The sequence below is a fragment of the Streptomyces sp. NPDC046805 genome (assembly GCF_040645355.1).
Lineage (GTDB): Bacteria > Actinomycetota > Actinomycetes > Streptomycetales > Streptomycetaceae > Streptomyces.
In genome coordinates, this window is the sequence record NZ_JBEYYC010000043.1 from 1 (window position 1) to 15,093 (window position 15,093).

At 68.4% G+C, this 15,093-nt stretch carries 12 protein-coding genes and 3 pseudogenes; 2 read left to right on the plus strand and 13 right to left on the minus strand.

Annotation, left to right across the window (positions count from 1 at the left end; translation table 11 throughout):
- The 7 genes and pseudogenes from ABZ910_RS32740 to ABZ910_RS32770 all read right to left on the minus strand — a co-directional run.
- A pseudogene (locus ABZ910_RS32740) lies at positions 1–408 on the minus strand (hypothetical protein); the annotation flags it as partial.
- Positions 324–899, minus strand: coding sequence for an FAD-dependent oxidoreductase (locus ABZ910_RS32745; RefSeq protein ID WP_361372515.1), 576 nt, complete (start codon positions 897–899; stop codon positions 324–326). The gene ABZ910_RS32745 and the pseudogene ABZ910_RS32740, both read right to left, overlap by 85 nt.
- 203 nt (positions 900–1,102) lie before the next feature.
- Positions 1,103–1,492: a D-ribose pyranase gene (rbsD, locus tag ABZ910_RS32750; RefSeq protein ID WP_361372452.1), complete on the minus strand. Its 390-nt coding sequence runs from the start codon at positions 1,490–1,492 to the stop codon at positions 1,103–1,105.
- Complete coding sequence (locus ABZ910_RS32755) at positions 1,489–2,388, minus strand: ribokinase (protein ID WP_361372454.1); 900 nt, start codon at positions 2,386–2,388, stop codon at positions 1,489–1,491. Before ABZ910_RS32755 ends, rbsD begins: the two co-directional genes overlap by 4 nt.
- A 114-nt stretch (positions 2,389–2,502) precedes the next feature.
- Positions 2,503–4,449 (minus strand): substrate-binding domain-containing protein, encoded by a 1,947-nt coding sequence (locus ABZ910_RS32760; protein WP_361372456.1) that lies wholly within the window; start codon positions 4,447–4,449, stop codon positions 2,503–2,505.
- The gene (locus tag ABZ910_RS32765) at positions 4,439–5,965 is read right to left on the minus strand and encodes a sugar ABC transporter ATP-binding protein (protein ID WP_361372458.1); all 1,527 of its coding nucleotides are present in this window, start codon (positions 5,963–5,965) and stop codon (positions 4,439–4,441) included. Before ABZ910_RS32765 ends, ABZ910_RS32760 begins: the two co-directional genes overlap by 11 nt.
- Positions 5,962–7,050, minus strand: a complete 1,089-nt coding sequence (locus tag ABZ910_RS32770) for a LacI family DNA-binding transcriptional regulator (protein WP_361372460.1) — start codon at positions 7,048–7,050, stop codon at positions 5,962–5,964. Before ABZ910_RS32770 ends, ABZ910_RS32765 begins: the two co-directional genes overlap by 4 nt.
- 653 nt (positions 7,051–7,703) lie before the next feature.
- On the opposite strand from ABZ910_RS32770, the pseudogene ABZ910_RS32775 reads away from it, so the two are divergent.
- Positions 7,704–8,877: pseudogene (locus ABZ910_RS32775) on the plus strand (IS256 family transposase); the annotation flags it as partial.
- Between the two features lie 138 nt (positions 8,878–9,015).
- Here ABZ910_RS32775 and ABZ910_RS32780 read toward each other — a convergent pair.
- The 6 genes and pseudogenes from ABZ910_RS32780 to ABZ910_RS32805 form a co-directional block, all read right to left on the minus strand.
- Positions 9,016–9,561 (minus strand): IS30 family transposase, encoded by a 546-nt coding sequence (locus ABZ910_RS32780; protein WP_361372517.1) that lies wholly within the window; start codon positions 9,559–9,561, stop codon positions 9,016–9,018.
- A pseudogene (gene istB / locus ABZ910_RS32785) lies at positions 9,458–10,226 on the minus strand (IS21-like element helper ATPase IstB). The gene ABZ910_RS32780 and the pseudogene istB overlap by 104 nt, the downstream one beginning before the upstream one ends.
- Entirely contained in the window at positions 10,223–11,635 is a 1,413-nt protein-coding gene (gene istA / locus ABZ910_RS32790; RefSeq protein WP_361372462.1) for an IS21 family transposase, read from the minus strand. The pseudogene istB and the gene istA overlap by 4 nt, the downstream one beginning before the upstream one ends.
- A gap of 67 nt (positions 11,636–11,702) precedes the next feature.
- Positions 11,703–12,554 carry a helix-turn-helix domain-containing protein gene (locus ABZ910_RS32795; RefSeq protein WP_361372464.1) on the minus strand — a complete coding sequence of 284 codons (852 nt, stop codon included), beginning with the start codon at positions 12,552–12,554 and terminating at the stop codon, positions 11,703–11,705.
- 91 nt (positions 12,555–12,645) lie between these two features.
- Complete coding sequence (locus ABZ910_RS32800) at positions 12,646–13,320, minus strand: nucleotidyl transferase AbiEii/AbiGii toxin family protein (RefSeq protein ID WP_361372466.1); 675 nt, start codon at positions 13,318–13,320, stop codon at positions 12,646–12,648.
- Positions 13,317–13,757, minus strand: coding sequence for a hypothetical protein (locus ABZ910_RS32805; RefSeq protein WP_361372468.1), 441 nt, complete (start codon positions 13,755–13,757; stop codon positions 13,317–13,319). Before ABZ910_RS32805 ends, ABZ910_RS32800 begins: the two co-directional genes overlap by 4 nt.
- 163 nt (positions 13,758–13,920) lie before the next feature.
- Between ABZ910_RS32805 and ABZ910_RS32810 the strand changes: the two genes are divergently transcribed.
- Entirely contained in the window at positions 13,921–14,895 is a 975-nt protein-coding gene (locus ABZ910_RS32810) for a histone-like nucleoid-structuring protein Lsr2 (RefSeq protein ID WP_361372519.1), read from the plus strand.
- Positions 14,896–15,093 lie beyond the last annotated feature (198 nt).

The window sequence follows — 15,093 nt, forward strand, 5'->3', positions numbered from 1 at the left end:
GAACACCGAGACTGGCCACAACCCACCCGCACCGGCGCACAAGCCATCCTCATCACAAGACCCCAACCCACAGGCCCATAACGCAACGGCATTGGACCTAGGGTGGGTGTAGATCGATTCGCGCAGTTCAGTCACCGTGACGCCGTGCCGCATGCCCAGAACGACCGTGTTGATGAGTTCTTCGGCATCCACGCCGAGCAGAGCGGCGGCCAGGACCTCGTCGGTGTCCGCGTCGAGCACGTACTTTATCACCCCGCGCGTCTCCTCGACGACGTAGGCACGGGGCATCACGATGATCTCCGCTACCGGCTGACTGGCTATCCTCACCCGGCGTCCGGCCCTACGGGCCTGCTTCTCGATGAGCCCGACGGTGGCCAGCAGCGGGGTGATGAACAACGCGTGCGGCACCGCGACCCGGTCAGCGGTGCGCCGCCGGCCCTCGCCGACGAGCCGGTCGAGAACGATACAGCTGTCGTCAAGGCGGACATAGGTGAACCGGGGTCCGCCGTCGACGTCGCCGAGTGCATAGACGTGCGGCTGGCCTGTACGCAGGTACCGCGATCGCTCGTGCGCACTCCCACGGCCTCAAGTCCCAGACCCGCGATGGCCGGGCGGCGCCCCGCAGCCGCGAGCACGGCATCGACATCGATGCTGTACTTGGCCCCGTTCCGCTCGCAGGTGACGGTGACCCGGGCCATGCCGTCGCTCACTACGAGCACGCGTGCGCCGGTCACGATCGCAATGCCGTCGTTAGTGAGGTTGGTGCGGACGGCGGCGGCGACGTCGTCATCCTCCCGACCGAGGATGTGCGGTGCGGCTTCCAACAGCGTGACCTCGGAACCGAAACGGCTGTAGACGGAGGCAAATTCCAGGCCGAGGTAGCCGCCGCCGATGATCACCAACCTCTTCGGCAGCGTCGTGGTCTCGATCAGATCGGTGCTCGTGACCAGCTAGGTGCTGGCCCGGGTCCGTCACGAGCGGTACTTGGCCGTGCGGAAGCACCGGTGGACCGTGGAACTCGTCATACGTGGGAAGGTGGTTCGAGTGGCCTCCGGAATGGCGAACTGGATCCAATCGTTGCCCAGCCGGTCGACGCATCACACTAGAAGAACACCCCGCACCGCAGCAGCACGTTCGCGTACGGGTGAGCTTCACCGGTGCGGACGACCAGGCGCGCGCTCGCCGTCAGTTCCTTCAGCTTCTCGTGGGATATCAGCGTGAGGTCCGGGAAGCGGGCGTCCAGCAGGGACGACGCTTCGGGGTTCGCGCCGCGCACCTCGTACGCCGCCGTTGCGCCCTCCACCACCAGCTCGTCCAGCAGACCGTCCAGAACCTCGGCGAAGGACGGCACCCCCGCGCGGAACGCCAGATCCACCACCCGTGGCCGCGAGGGGATGGGCATGCCCGCATCGCACACCAGGACCGTGTCCCCGTGCCCCAACTCGGCTAGGGCGCCCGCGAGGTGACGGTTCAGAATTCCGGCCTTCTTCACAGTGCCGCTACCTCCTCGGCGGTCGGGAAGGACTCCTGCGCTCCGGGGTGGGTCACCGCGGCCGCGCCCACCCGCACCGCGTACGCCGCAGCCTCGAGTAGCGACGAGCCCGTGCCCAGCCGCCACGCCAGCGCCGCCGTGAACGCGTCGCCCGCGCCCGTCGTGTCCACCGCGTCCACCTTCACGGACGCGACCCGGGCCATGGCCTCGCCGGTCGCCACCAGCGCGCCCTCCGCGCCGAGCGTCACCACGACCGAGCGGGGACCGAGAGCCAGCAGCGCGGCCGCTCGGTCCTCGGGCGAGCCGTCCCGTTCACCACCCGCGATGACCCGCGCCTCGTGCTCGTTGACGATCAGCGGATCGCACGCCGCGAGCACCTCGGCGGGCAGCGTCCGCGGCGGCGACGGGTTCAGCACGAAGCGGGTGCCCGACGGCAGGTTCCGCGCGACCTCCACGACCGTCTCCAACGGGATCTCCAGCTGCGCCGAGACCACCCGGGAGGCCTGCAGCAGACTGCTCGCGGCCCGTATGTCCGCGGCGGCGAGCCGAGCGTTGGCCCCCGGCGAGACCACGATGCTGTTGTCCCCCGACGGATCCACCGTGATCAGCGCGACCCCGGTGGAAGCCCCGCCGACCAGCACCCCCACAGTGTCGACGCCGGCGTCGCGCTGTGCGTCCAGCAGCAGCCGGCCGTGCGCGTCGTCGCCGACGCGGGCCAGGAGCGCGGTACGCGCGCCGAGCCGGGCGGCGGCCACCGCCTGGTTCGCGCCCTTGCCTCCCGGGTGGACGACCAGGTCGGAACCGAGCACGGTCTCCCCGGCCGCGGGCCGCCGTTCGACCTGGATCACCATGTCGGCGTTGGCCGATCCCACAACCAGAAGGTCGTAGTCGTACATGAAGTGTCTCCCAACGGATCCGTGTGGATCCCTGCAACGGTGAAGCCGGCGCCACGGCCGCGGACCGCGCCGGATGCGCGGCCGGCGGTCGTGGCGGCTGGAGGGGTGCGGGGGTCAGCCGCTGAACCCGGCAGCGTTCTCCTTCGTGACCACCTTCACCGGAACCTTCACGGTCTCCTGGACCTTCTTGCCCTCGGCGGCCCGCAGCGCGTTGTCGACCGCGATCCGGCCCAGCTGCGTCGGCTGCTGCGCCACCGAGGCGTACAGCGTGCCCGCCTTGACCGCGGCCAGGCCGTCGGGCTCGCCGTCGAAGCCGATGACCTGCACGGACCTGCCAGCCCTGGAGCCGAGGGCCTTGATCGCGCCGAGCGCCATCTCGTCGTTCTCGGCGAAGACGCCCTGAACGTCCGGGTGTGCCTGGAGCAGGTTCGCCATGACGTCCAGGCCCTTGGTCCGGTCGAAGTCGGCCGGCTGCTTGGCCAGGACCTGGATGCCCGGGTAGGCTTTCAGCCCTTCGGCGAAGCCCGCCCCGCGCTCCCGGCTGGCGGACGTGCCCGCCTGGCCCTGCAGGATGACGATCCTGCCGTTCCCGCCGAGCTTCTCGGCGAGCGCCCTGGCGGCGAGCTTGCCGCCCTCGACGTTGTCGGAGGCGACCAGCGCGGCCGTCTTCGCCTTGTTGACGGCCCGGTCCACGCCGACGACGGGGATGCCGGACCTGTTCGCGCCCCGCACCGCCGGACCCGCCGCATCCGAGTCCACGGGGTTGACGATGATCGAGCCCAGGCCCTCGCTGGCGAAGTTCTGCAGCTGGTTGGCCTGCTGCGAAGCATCGTTCTGCGCGTCCGTGACGGTCAGGTCGACGCCCAGCCTCTTCGCCTCCTGCTGCGCGCCCGACTTGATCTGCACGAAGAACGGGTTGTTGAGGGTGGACAGCGACAGGCCGACCCTCTGCGTCGTGGAGGACGAGCCGCTGTGCAGGAAGGAGAACCCGCCCACCACGGCCGCCGCGACCACGGCGGCCAGCACGTACGTCAGCGCCTGCTTGCCCTTGCCGCCCGGAGAGGTACCGGCAGCCGCCGGGGTGGCCCCGGCCTTGCGCCGCACGGTGTCCAGCAGAACCGCAAGAGCGATCACGATACCGATCACGACCTGCTGCCAGAAGGCCGACACCGAAAGGAGGTTGAGGCCGTTGCGCAGCACCGCGAGCATCAGCGCGCCGATCAGTGTGCCTGAGGCCTTGCCGGTGCCGCCCGCGAGGGAGGCGCCGCCGATGACGACCGCGGCGATCGCGTCCAGCTCGTAGCCGTTGGCGGCCTGCGGCTGCGCCGACGAAAGACGCGAGGCGAGCACGATGCCCGCGGCCGCGGCGAAGAGCCCCGACAGCGCGTAGATCGCGAGCTTCTGCTTCTTCACCCGCAGACCCGACAAGCGCGCCGCCTCCTCGTTGCCGCCGATCGCGTACATCGAGCGGCCGATGTACGTACGGCGCAACACGAACGCGGTGATCAGACCCACAACGATCATGATCAGCACCGGCACGGGCAGCCACCCTCCGAGCCGGTCACCCAGGTGCGAGACCGAGGACGGGAAGGGGATCGGGGAGCCCTGCGAGATGACCAGCGACAGACCGCGGCCCACCGACAGCATGGCGAGCGTCGCGATGAAGGGCGGCAGCTTCCCGTACGAGATCAGGATGCCGTTGACGAGACCACAGGCCAGGCCCGTGGCGATCGAGAGCAGCACCGCTATCACGACTGGTATCCCCGCCGATGTGGCGCTCCACGCCAGCACCGTGGCCGACAGCGCGGCCACCGAACCGACGGACAGGTCGATGCCCGCCGAAACGATCACGAAGGTGACGCCGAAGGCGAGGATGGCGGTCACCGCCGCCTGGACGCCGATGTTGAGCAGGTTGTCTGCCGTCAGGAAGTCACCGGACAGCGCCGACATCGCGATCACCAGGACGATCAGCGCGGTGAGCGCGCCGTTGTCGAGTAGCAGGCGGCGGACTCCCGCGACGCCACCGGCGCCCGCTGTGCCCTTGAGCGTGTCAGTGGCCACGAGGGGCCTCCGTTTCGTTCACAGATGTGGGTGTGCTTACGGCGAGCGCCATGACGGAGTCCTGCGTCGCCTCGTCGGAGGTCAGCCGGCCCGCGATCCGTCCCTGAGCCATCACCAGTACCCGGTCGCTCATGCCGAGCACCTCGGGTAGATCACTGGAGATCATCAGGACAGCGGCACCGGCGGCCGTGAGTTCATTGATCAGCTGGTAGATCTCGACCTTGGCGCCGACGTCGATACCGCGCGTCGGCTCGTCGAGGATGAGCACCTTGGCGTTCGCGAGCAGCCACTTGCCTATGACGACCTTCTGCTGGTTGCCACCGGAGAGGGTGCGCACGTGCTGGGCGAGTCCGGCCATCCGCACTCCGAGCTGCTCGGCGACCTTGGCCGCGGCGGCCCGTTGCCCGTTTCGGTCGACCAGACCGCCGTGGGTCGCGGCCCGCATGGTCACCAGCCCCAGGTTCTCCTCCACGGACGCGTCGAGAACGAGCCCCTGGCCCTTGCGGTCCTCGGGCACGAGCCCGATCCCGGCCTCCATCGCGGCGTTCACGTCGTGCCGCCGGACCTCCGTGCCGGAGACGCGCACGACGCCCTGGTCGTAGGGGTCGGCGCCGAACACCGCCCGCACGACCTCCGTACGGCCGGCCCCGACGAGCCCAGCGATGCCGACGACCTCACCGGCGCGCACCTCGAAGGACACGTCATGGAAGACCCCGTCCCGGGTAAGCCCTTCGACGGTGAGCAACGCGGCGCCCACGTCCGGCCGTTCGCGCGGGTACTGCTGCTCGATCGACCGCCCCACCATGAGGCGCACCAATTCGTCCTCGGGAGTGGTCGCGGGCACCTGCCCGACGCTCCGGCCATCGCGGATCACGGTCACCCGGTCCCCGAGAGCGGCAATCTCCTCGAGATGGTGGGTGATGAAGACGATCCCGACACCGTCCTCGCGCAGCGTGCGCACGATGGCGAACAGCTTCTCGACCTCCTCGGAGGTGAGCACGGCCGTAGGCTCGTCCATGATGAGCACGCGTGCCTCGAGGCTCAGCGCCTTGGCGATCTCGACCATCTGCAGCCGCGCGATGCCGAGTTCACGGACCCGCGCGCGGGGCGAGACGTGCACGCCGACGCGTTCCAGCAACCGGGCGGCGTCGGCCTCCATCTTCTTCCGGTCGATCATCCCCAGCCTGCGCGGTTGCCGGCCGAGGAAGATGTTCTCGGCGACTGTCAGGTCGGGAACGAGGTTGAACTCCTGGTAGATGGTGGCGATCCCGAGGCGCTCTGAGTCCTGCGCACCGTGGATGCGCACCTCCTCGCCGCCAACCAGGATCCGCCCGCCATCGGGACGGTAGGCGCCGGAGAGCATCTTGATGAGAGTGCTCTTGCCAGCGCCGTTCTCACCGAGCAGCACGTGCACCTCGCCCCGGCGCAGATCGAAGTCGACGCCGTCGAGCGCGATCACGCCGGGGAAGGTCTTGCGTATGCCTTCGATGCGCAGCAACTCATCCGGGTTGCTCACGAGTGGCTCCTGTTCGTTACGGGGGGCGGCTCGATGGGAGCCGGGGGCTCTGAGAGAGCGGGAAGCTCCCGGAGGGTCGGCGGCCCTTGAGGGGCCAGCTCGCCGCACGAGCGGCGAGCGACGAGACGGGCGGGGAGGGTGACGGACTCGGGGCGCCGCCCCTCGATGCGATCGACCAGCGCGCGCACGGCGGCGCGCCCCAGCTCGCCCGTGGGCTGGGCGATCGCGGTGATCGGCGGATCCGTGTGCACGAACCACGGGATGTCGTCGAACGCGGCGAGCGCGATGTCGTCCGGGACCCGCAGCCCCCGCGCGCGGACGGCGTCTAGCGCGCCGAGCGCCATCAGGTTGTCGGCGGCGAAGACGACCTCGGGCGGTTCGGCCAGGTTGAGGAAGCGCTCGGTGACCCGGCGCCCGCTCTCGGCCTGGAAGTCGCCCTGACCTATGTAGGCGTCCGGGAGGGCCAGCCCGTACGCGCCCAGGGCTTGGCGGAAGGCCTCGACACGCTCGCGCCCGGTCGTGGTCGCCACCGGCCCCGCGATGATCGCGAGCCGACGGTGGCCGAGCCCGTGCAGATGGGCGACGAGGTCGTGCACGGCCGCACGTCCGTCGGACCGCACCACGGGTACGTCGACGCCCGCGATCCACCGGTCGACTAAGACCATGGGCGTCCCGGACCGTACGACGTCGAGCATGAGCGGAGACCCACCGTCGGTCGGCGAGACGAGCAGCCCGTCGATTCGCCGGTCCAGCAGGGTCCGCACATGGTGGTCCTGGAGTTCGCGCCGCTCGTCGGCGTTGCCGATGATCACGCTGTAGCCGAGCTCGCGGGACTCCTCCTCCACGGAGCGGGCCAGGTGGGTGAAGTAGGGGTTCAGTACGTCGCTGATGACCAGCCCGAGGGTGCGAGTCTGGTCGGTGCGCAGGGACCGGGCGACGACGTTCGGCCGGTAGCCCAGTGCCTCGACGGCGGCCAGCACGCGGGTGCGCGCCTCGGCGCTGACCGACGGGTGGTCGTTCAAGACGCGCGACACCGTGGCCACGGATACGCCCGCCTCGGCTGCGACGTCCTTGATGCTCGGCATCGCCGGAACCACCTCCTTGTAGTCCGTTGTGCGACTCGGTGGAATCGTTTACACGACTGGCACAGAGGATTGGAAACGATTACATGCGGGTTAATCAAGAGTTAAAACGACGACGAGACCGGATTGAGACTTGTGTGAGGCATGTCTCAGATCAACTCCCCCGTCAGGCGTACCGGGACGCTTGGCCACCGTGTCGAGTGAGCCGAACTGCATGTGACCGCGAAGGCGATGCTCTGTGACCGGGCGAGGTCGACGGGGCACGGCCGGTGGGTGGATGACACCCGGCTCGTGCCCGGCCGGCAGGCGCTCGGCATCCGAGAGGGACCGCCCTCTGCAGCAGGGTGTGAGTCTGGTGGTTGCGAGTGTGGCGGCCGGAGGTGGAAGTGGTGAGCGCAGAATCGTTCTGCGAACTCAACTCGCTACTGCGGGAGGCACGGTGAAGTTTGACAGGGGAGCGCATACCTCTTCGACGTTGACGAAGGCCTCGCATGGGTCGGTCATGTCCCTTGTGGTGGTGTAGCCGGGCAGGGTCCCGGAACGCGCGGGTGTCTGCCCGGGGCGTGCATCCGCTGTCGGTGCATGCTCCCTGAATAAGGGCAGGCCATCGCGTAAGTCTCCCTGGTGAACGGGCAGTTCAACCGGAGGAGCACGCGATGGCCTTGTCCCAGTCTGAGCTGATGCGGCTGCTTGAGTCACTACGTCGGGCCGATGGAGTTGAGGCAATCAGGGTGGTGTGCGAGCGCATCCTGCAGGAGCTGATCGAGGCCGAGGCCACCGATGTGATCGGTGCCGCACCGCGCGAGCACTCCGAGACGCGCATGACCTGGCGCGATGGACACCGGGACAGGCTGCTGAGCACGCAGGCCGGCGACCTGGATCTGAAGATCCCGAAGGTGCGGAGCGGGTCGTTATTCCCGTCGCTGCTGGAACGTCGACGGATCGACCGGGCCTTGTTCGGCGTGGTGATGGAGGCATACGTGCACGGTGTCTCGACCCGCTCGGTCGACGACCTGGTCAAAGCACTCGGTGCGGACAGCGGGATCTCCAAGTCCGAGGTCTCCCGCATCTGCGGTGAACTGGACGAGGAGCTGACCGCGTTCAAGGAGCGGCCGCTGGACCACACCGTCTTCCCCTACGTCTTCCTGGACGCCACCTACTGCAAGGCCCGGGTCAACCACCGGAGTCGTCTCCCAGGCCGTGGTCATCGCCACCGGGATCTCCGCCACCGGGCACCGCGAGATCCTCGGACTGATGGTCGGCGACAGCGAGCCGAAGCCGTTCTGGACGAAGTTCCTGCGCTCGCTGCGGGCCCGCGGCCTGGTGAACGTCCAGCTGGTCATCTCCGACAGCCACAGCGGTCTGGTGGCCGCGATCCGCACCGTTTTCCTCGGCGCGGCCTGGCAAAGGTGCCGGGTTCACTTCGTCCGGGACGTGTTTTCGGTGATCGAGAGGGGCTCCGGGGAGATGGTCACCGCGACCATCCGCACCATCTTCGCGCAGACCACCGGCGAGCAGGTGCGTACCCAGCTGAACGTGGTCGCCGACATACTCGGATGACAGTTCCCGCAGGTCAAAACGATGCTGCTGGATGCGGCAACGGACATCACGGCGTTCGCCGACTTCCCGCCGGCGCACTGGAAGAAGATCTGGTCGACCAACCCGCTGGAGCGGCTGAACCGGGAGATCAAACGACGGGCCGACGTCGTCCAGGTCTTCCCCAACCCCACCGCCCTGGACCGGCTCGCCGCCGCAGTGCTGGCCGACCTCCACGACGAGTGGCAGGTCTTCGACCGCCGCTACCTCTCCGAAGCCTCCATGGCCGAGCTCTTCACCACCAAGCCAACCGAACCCGAACCCAGATCACCCCACAACCGGAACCGAAACAGCTGCCGTGACTACACCACCCCGCGGGGCATGACCCATGGGTCGAGGGCGGATTCGCATGATCGTCGCAACGTTGCAGGCTCAGAGTGCCAGAGCTGTGGCGAATGCTTGAGAGGGGGTCTGCCAACTCAGTGTCTTGCGGGGTCGGTTGTTGAGCCGGTGTTCGATGACGCGGAGATCGTCAGCGGTGTGAAGGGAGAGGTTCGTGCGTTTGGGCAGGTACTGCCGGATCAAGCCGTTGGTGTTTTCGTTCGTCCCTCGCTCCCAGGGGCTGCCGGGGCGTGCGAAGAAGATCCCGTCGGTGAAGTAGGGCGCGAGTTCGTGATGGCGGGCCATCTCGGAGCCCTGGTCCCAGGTGAGACTCCGGCGTGCCCGTTCCGGCAGCTCGCTGAGGGCGGCGATGAGGGCGTCACGCAACTGGCCGGCCGAGTGTCCCTCCGGCAGCGGGACCAGCCGGAGATAGCGGGTTTGTCCGCGTACTGGGTTTTGTCCCCAGGTGCGTACGGGCGAACGTCCCCAGTTGTTAGGCCACTTCGTTCTCTCGCTCGATGGCCTTGAGACGGTTCTTGAGCCGGTAGCTCGGGCCGTTGATGGACACCACTTCGCAGTGGTGCAGGAGACGATCAAGAATCGCAGTCGCGAGGACCTCGTCTCCGAACACCTGGCCCCACTCGCTGAAGGTCTTGTTCGAGGTCAGGATGATGGAGCCCTTCTCATAGCGCTTCGAGATCACCTGGAAGACCAGGTTCGCCTCCGCCCGCTCCAGGGGCTGGTATCCCACCTCGTCGACGACGAGGACGCTCGGCCGCAGGTAAGTGGTGAGTTTGCTGGTCAGTCGTCCGGCGGCCTCGGCTGCCTTGAGCTGGCGAACCATGTCGTCGAGGCTGGTGAAGTAGATCGAGTAGCCTGCCCGACAGGCCGCGACCGCCAACGCGACGGCGATATGCGTCTTGCCGACCCCGGGCGGTCCCAGCAGGGCCGCATTGGCCTTGGCCTCGACGAAGGACAGAGTGGCGAGGTCTTTGACCTTGCGCGGGTCGAGCTCGGGCTGGAAGGAGAAGGCGTATTCGTCGAGTGTCTTGTGGTGCGGCAGCTTGGAAAGCCGCAGGCCGTTGCGGAAGCGGCGGTCGTCACGGAGCCAGTTCCTCCGAGAGGACCAGGTCGAGGAAGTCGAGGTAACCGAGCTTGCCCTCGTCGGCCCGGCGGATGTACTCGTTGATCGTCTCCACCAGGTGGGGCAAGCCGAGCTTGCCGGCCGTGGTGCGGATGCGGTTGCCGGTCAGCTCGCTCAAGACGACTCCTTCGTCGACGACTTGGTGGTGAAGGGACGGGTCCCCGTCAGCTCGTCATAGACCGACAACGGACGGCGCCCGACCTCGATCTGGGTGGCCGCGGACCGGTTCAACAGGGCCTGCAGCGAACCGACCTGGCCACTGGAATCCGGTTCGCGACGCTGCGGCGGTGGTCCGTCGCCGGTGGTGGTGCGGCGATTCTTGCCGGTCGGCAGGCCGTCCCAGTGCTCGTCCTGCTTGACGACGGCGCCGCGGCCGACCGCCCGCGGATGGGCGGCCAGGAGGGTCTCGCCGTGGGCGTCGGGAGTGGTCGAGTGCAACATGACCTGGGACTTCGTCGCCCGGATCTCGACCAGCTGGCGCGGGCGGACCCTGCGGGCCGGCACCGAGTAGAGATTCCCGCCGAACGCGACCAGGCAGTCCTTGCCGACCGGCCGCAGATGCCGCTCGGCCACCAGATAAGGAGTCGGCGGCAGCGGCTTGAGAGCCGCGTGATCGCGGACGGCCCTGATGCCGATGACCTCCCGGTGCGTCTTGTGGATCTGGTCCCGACGGCGGGGCACCCAGGCGGCGAACGCCGCGTCCATCTCCTCGAGCGAGGAGAACGCCCGCCCAGACAGCACGTGATCGCGGACGATGAGGACTTGCCGTTCGACACGGCCCTTGCCCTGCGGCCGGTAGGCGGCCAGCACATCGATGTCGAAGTCGTAATGCCCGGCGAACCCGACCGCCTCCGGATGCAGCGGGACCGCCTCACCAGGTGCGACGTGCCGGCGCACGACCGTCTTCGTCCGGTCGTAGACGATCGACATCGGCACCCCGCCGAAGTGGGCAAACGCGCGGCGGTGGCAGTCGAAGAACGTCTGCAGATCCTGACTCGTGGTGAAGCAGCAGAACGGGTCCCGCGAATACGACAGGACCATGTGGAACGAGTAGACCTTCGCCATGCCCACGTGGGCCAGGATCTTTCCTTCGTCGCCCCAGTCGACCTGGGCCTGAGCCCCGGGAATGACCTCGAAGCGGCGGTGCAGACCCGCCAACTCCTTCGGCGTGATGCCGAGTTCCTCCGCGACCCTGGGCCGGGCCTGCTGAACATAGAGCTTCACGCGCTGATAGTTCCCGGTGAACCCGTACTGCTCGACCAGCCGCTCGTGGATCACCGACGCCTTCATCAGGATCTCGGCCCGCAGCATCGAGTCGACCAGCGGCGCGAACTCGTCGATCATCCGGGGCACCAGCTTGCCGGCCGCCGAACGACGCGGCGGCGTCGACGGGCCCGACAGATACTTCCGGACCGTCTTGCGGTCCAGTCCCGTCTCCCGAGCGATCTCCGACAAGCTCATCGCCCCGGACTCCAACAACCCGCGGAAACGCCGTAGTTCGGACCACCGGCGCGGATCCAAGACCACCGCCGACCACCCCCTGCCGCAGCACACCGACTACGCAGAAGAGTGCCGATCAACCACCCTCAACACATCAGGAACTGGCCGCATTCGCCCGTACGTAGGTGGGGACGTTCACGTGTACGCCGACAGGGTTCGTCGGTCGACGAGCGTGGCGACGGCGGACTGACTGCGGGCGCCTACAACGAGATCGCCCTCCCAGTCGCCGAGCCGCTCGCGCAGCTCGACGATCGATGGCCGGCGGTCGATGAGGACGGCGGGTGCAACGAATCGGGGGCATGCGCTGGTGAGGTCGGCGACGCGGCTTTCTCAGCGGCCGGCCGGTGCGGAGTTTCCTGGTCAAGGTCCTGCTCAAGCCGCCCTTGGCGCCTTGGTAGAGGGCTCGGTAGATGGTCTCGTGGCAGAGGTGCCGCTCAGGGCGGTCAGGCCAGCGGGTCCTGAGATGGGCGGCGACCTGCTCCGGGCTCCATTCCAGGTCGAGCTTGGACTGCACCTCGGCTTTGAGCTCGGGATCCGTGGCCAGCTTGGAACGTCTGGGACGTCCGGCCCGTTCGCGGCCGCGGTGGTGGGCCAGGTCGGCGTCATATCTGCCGTAGTCGTGCGGACGACTGTTGCGCAGCAACTCCCGGCTCACCGTCGACGGTGCCCGTCCGAGCAAGCCGGCTATCTCCCGGATTGCCAGGCCGCGGCCACGCAACGAGGCGATCCTCCGGCGTTCCAACAGCGACAAATACCTGCCCGAACGCGAGGCTTCGGGCAGATAGTCCGGTTGCAGGCCACCGTTCTCCATCCGCCACCGATAGCCCGTCTTACGCCCGATCCCGAGGCGCCTGCACGCCTCGACACTGCCCACCCCGGCCGCCAGAAGGCGCCAGTACGCTTCCGCGTGATCATGAACAGGGGCTGAGCATTTCAAGGTGATCATGAGCAGTGGCTACGATCAGTAGTTGCCGTCCTGGTAGGGGCTGTGGGAGCGCGGCCCCAGCGACGCCAGGGGGTTCCATCCGGTCCCGGTCCTACTCGCCCAGATTCTCGTCGCGCAGCAGACGGCGGCCGAGGTCGTCCGCCCACTCCTGAGCCCAGGACAGCAGGGCGTCGATCAGTCCGGGGCTCGCACCGTATGCCTCAAATTCAGCGTCGTCGATCCAGGCGAGGCCGGTCAGGCGGGACTGCAGGGACTCGAGGTCGAAGCGATCGCGGGCGTGGCGGCGGCCGAAGTCCTCAAGGTCGGTGGTGGTCCAGCGGCGTGAGGCGGCGAAGACGTCCAGAGCGTCGCGGGCCAGGCCTCGCTCAGCGAGTGCGCGGACCTTCGTGCCGACGACGTCCTCCTCCGCAAGCACCGGTCCGTAGGCGCTCGCGACAATCGGCCTGGAGAAGACTTCCTTGAGAATGTCCACCTCGCACGTGTCCCCGCTCTCAGAACGGAGGTCCGTGGCGTTGAGGCGTGCGGAGAGCGGGGCGATCTCGATCACTTCGATGTGCCAGCCGCGTGCGGTGAGCCCGTCGGTGAGGGTACGGACGAGCTCGTCCATCGGCGCGGGATTCTCGGTGGCGACATCGAGGTCCTGGCTCGGGCGTGAGAGGAGTTCATGGGCCTGGACGGCGTAGCCACCGGTGATCACCAAGGGGTAGGGGGAGCCGATGACCAGGACGTCCGCCAGCAGGCGGGCGTGCAGCGCGGGGAGTCTCACGCGGCCGACGCACCCCGGTGTGCGCGGCGTCGGGCGGGCGGCCGGGCGGCCGAAATGCCGGCCAGAGCCCGCAGCTCCGGGAACGCCTCTTCCCACACGCCGCAGACCGTGGTCGACACCAGGCGGCGGAGTGTGGGCCACAGCTGCAGGAGGGTGTCGCGGTCGAGCAGGCTGCACAGGTCCTCGCGCATGCCTTCGGCGAGGACGGTACGGTACAGGCTCATGCGCTGACGTTCGTTGCCGAGGTCGAAGGCGCGCAGTCCGGACCAGACAACGGTGGCTGGAGGCTCCACGACCCCGTCGGCGGGACCCCGAAGTTCCGCCAGCGAATCCGGCAGACGGCGCCGGAACTTCTCCCGGTACAACGCTAGGTCCTGAGCGTCGATGCCCGAGAGGTCCGTCGGCGCAGCTTCGGCGTGCTGTGGTCTGGAGGGCATGCCTCCATTATGGCGGTCCCAACGTGCGGCGCGGTCACGATGTGCGAGTCGGCGTCCGGAACAAGCGGGTTCCCGGCCAGGCACCGGGACCGGCTATGCCGGCATCACTCTCAGTAAATCCGCGACAGCGTGACGCCCCGACGGCCTGCTCGACGGGTACGGACTGGTCATCGTGGACGAGTGCCACGCCGTGGGGGCACCCGGCGCCGAAGCGGCGATCCGCCGAGCGAAGGCACCGCGCTGGGTCGGGCTGTCCGCCACCCCCTACCGGGCGGACCAGATGGACCCGGTGATCACCATGCAGTGCGGCCCGATCCGCCACGAGATCGAAGACGCCAGCACCTTCGCCAAGCACCTCATCGTGCACCCCACCACCTTCACCACCGACGAACCGGGCACCGACGGCGCGTCCATCCAGGCCATCTACAACGAACTCGCCCACCACGACGCCCGCAACCAGGTGATCGCAGCGGACATCGCCGACGCCACCCGGCGCGGCCGGTGCAGCCTGGCCCTGACCAACCGCGTCGAACACCTCCACCAGCTCACCGAAGCCCTCCAACCGCACGGCATCACCCCGCTCGTCCTGCATGGCGGCATGCCGCCAGCCGAGCGCGCCCGAGTACGTGCCGCCCTGGCCGAGGAACACGACGAGCCGCTGGCGCTGCTGGCGATCGACAAACTCGCCGGCGAAGGCTTCGACGCACCGCGCCTCGACACGCTCTTCCTGACCAGCCCCATCTCGTTCAAGGGACGCGTCATCCAGCAGGTCGGCCGGATCATGCGCAACACCGAGGTCAGGAAGTCCCACGTCGAGACCCATGACTACCTCGACACCGACGTCCCCCTCCTGGAGCGCATGCACCACAAGCGCCGCCGCATCCTCGAACGGCGCGGCTTCACCCCCACCGTGCCATCGAGCCTCCCGCCCACGCCGCCCCGCGCGCCTGGCCCCGCCACCCAACAACCACAACGCATGGCCTCGGTTCAGGCCCCGACCGTGGCCGAGGTACGGGCCTGGGCCCGCGAACAAGGCATGGACGTACCGCCGCGCGGCAGGCTCCGCGCAGAGATCTGGGATGCCTGGCACGCCACCCACCCCGCTACGAACGGGCAGGACACCCACCTCACTGCATAGCCGGTGAACCCCGGCCGGCGAAACCGGCGATCATCAAAACGATGGATATACCTCACTCGCTGTCACCGACTCGACCGAGGAGGAGCCACCGATTGCTCACCAGTCACCAACACCGTCACTGCTCACCACGCCCGGATTCCCGCGTTTCCGCGCCAGGCACTCGCCAGGGGCCAAGCCGCCAGATTCTGGGAAGACCGA

Bases quoted from the DNA above. Each gene is read 5' to 3' on its own strand.
- ABZ910_RS32770 (WP_361372460.1), bottom strand. From the start codon at position 7,050: ATGCCGAGCATCAAGGACGTCGCAGCCGAGGCGGGCGTATCCGTGGCC.
- ABZ910_RS32795 (WP_361372464.1), bottom strand. From the start codon at position 12,554: ATGATCACCTTGAAATGCTCAGCCCCTGTTCATGATCACGCGGAAGCG.
- ABZ910_RS32805 (WP_361372468.1), bottom strand. From the start codon at position 13,757: ATGCCCTCCAGACCACAGCACGCCGAAGCTGCGCCGACGGACCTCTCG.
- ABZ910_RS32755 (WP_361372454.1), bottom strand. From the start codon at position 2,388: ATGTACGACTACGACCTTCTGGTTGTGGGATCGGCCAACGCCGACATG.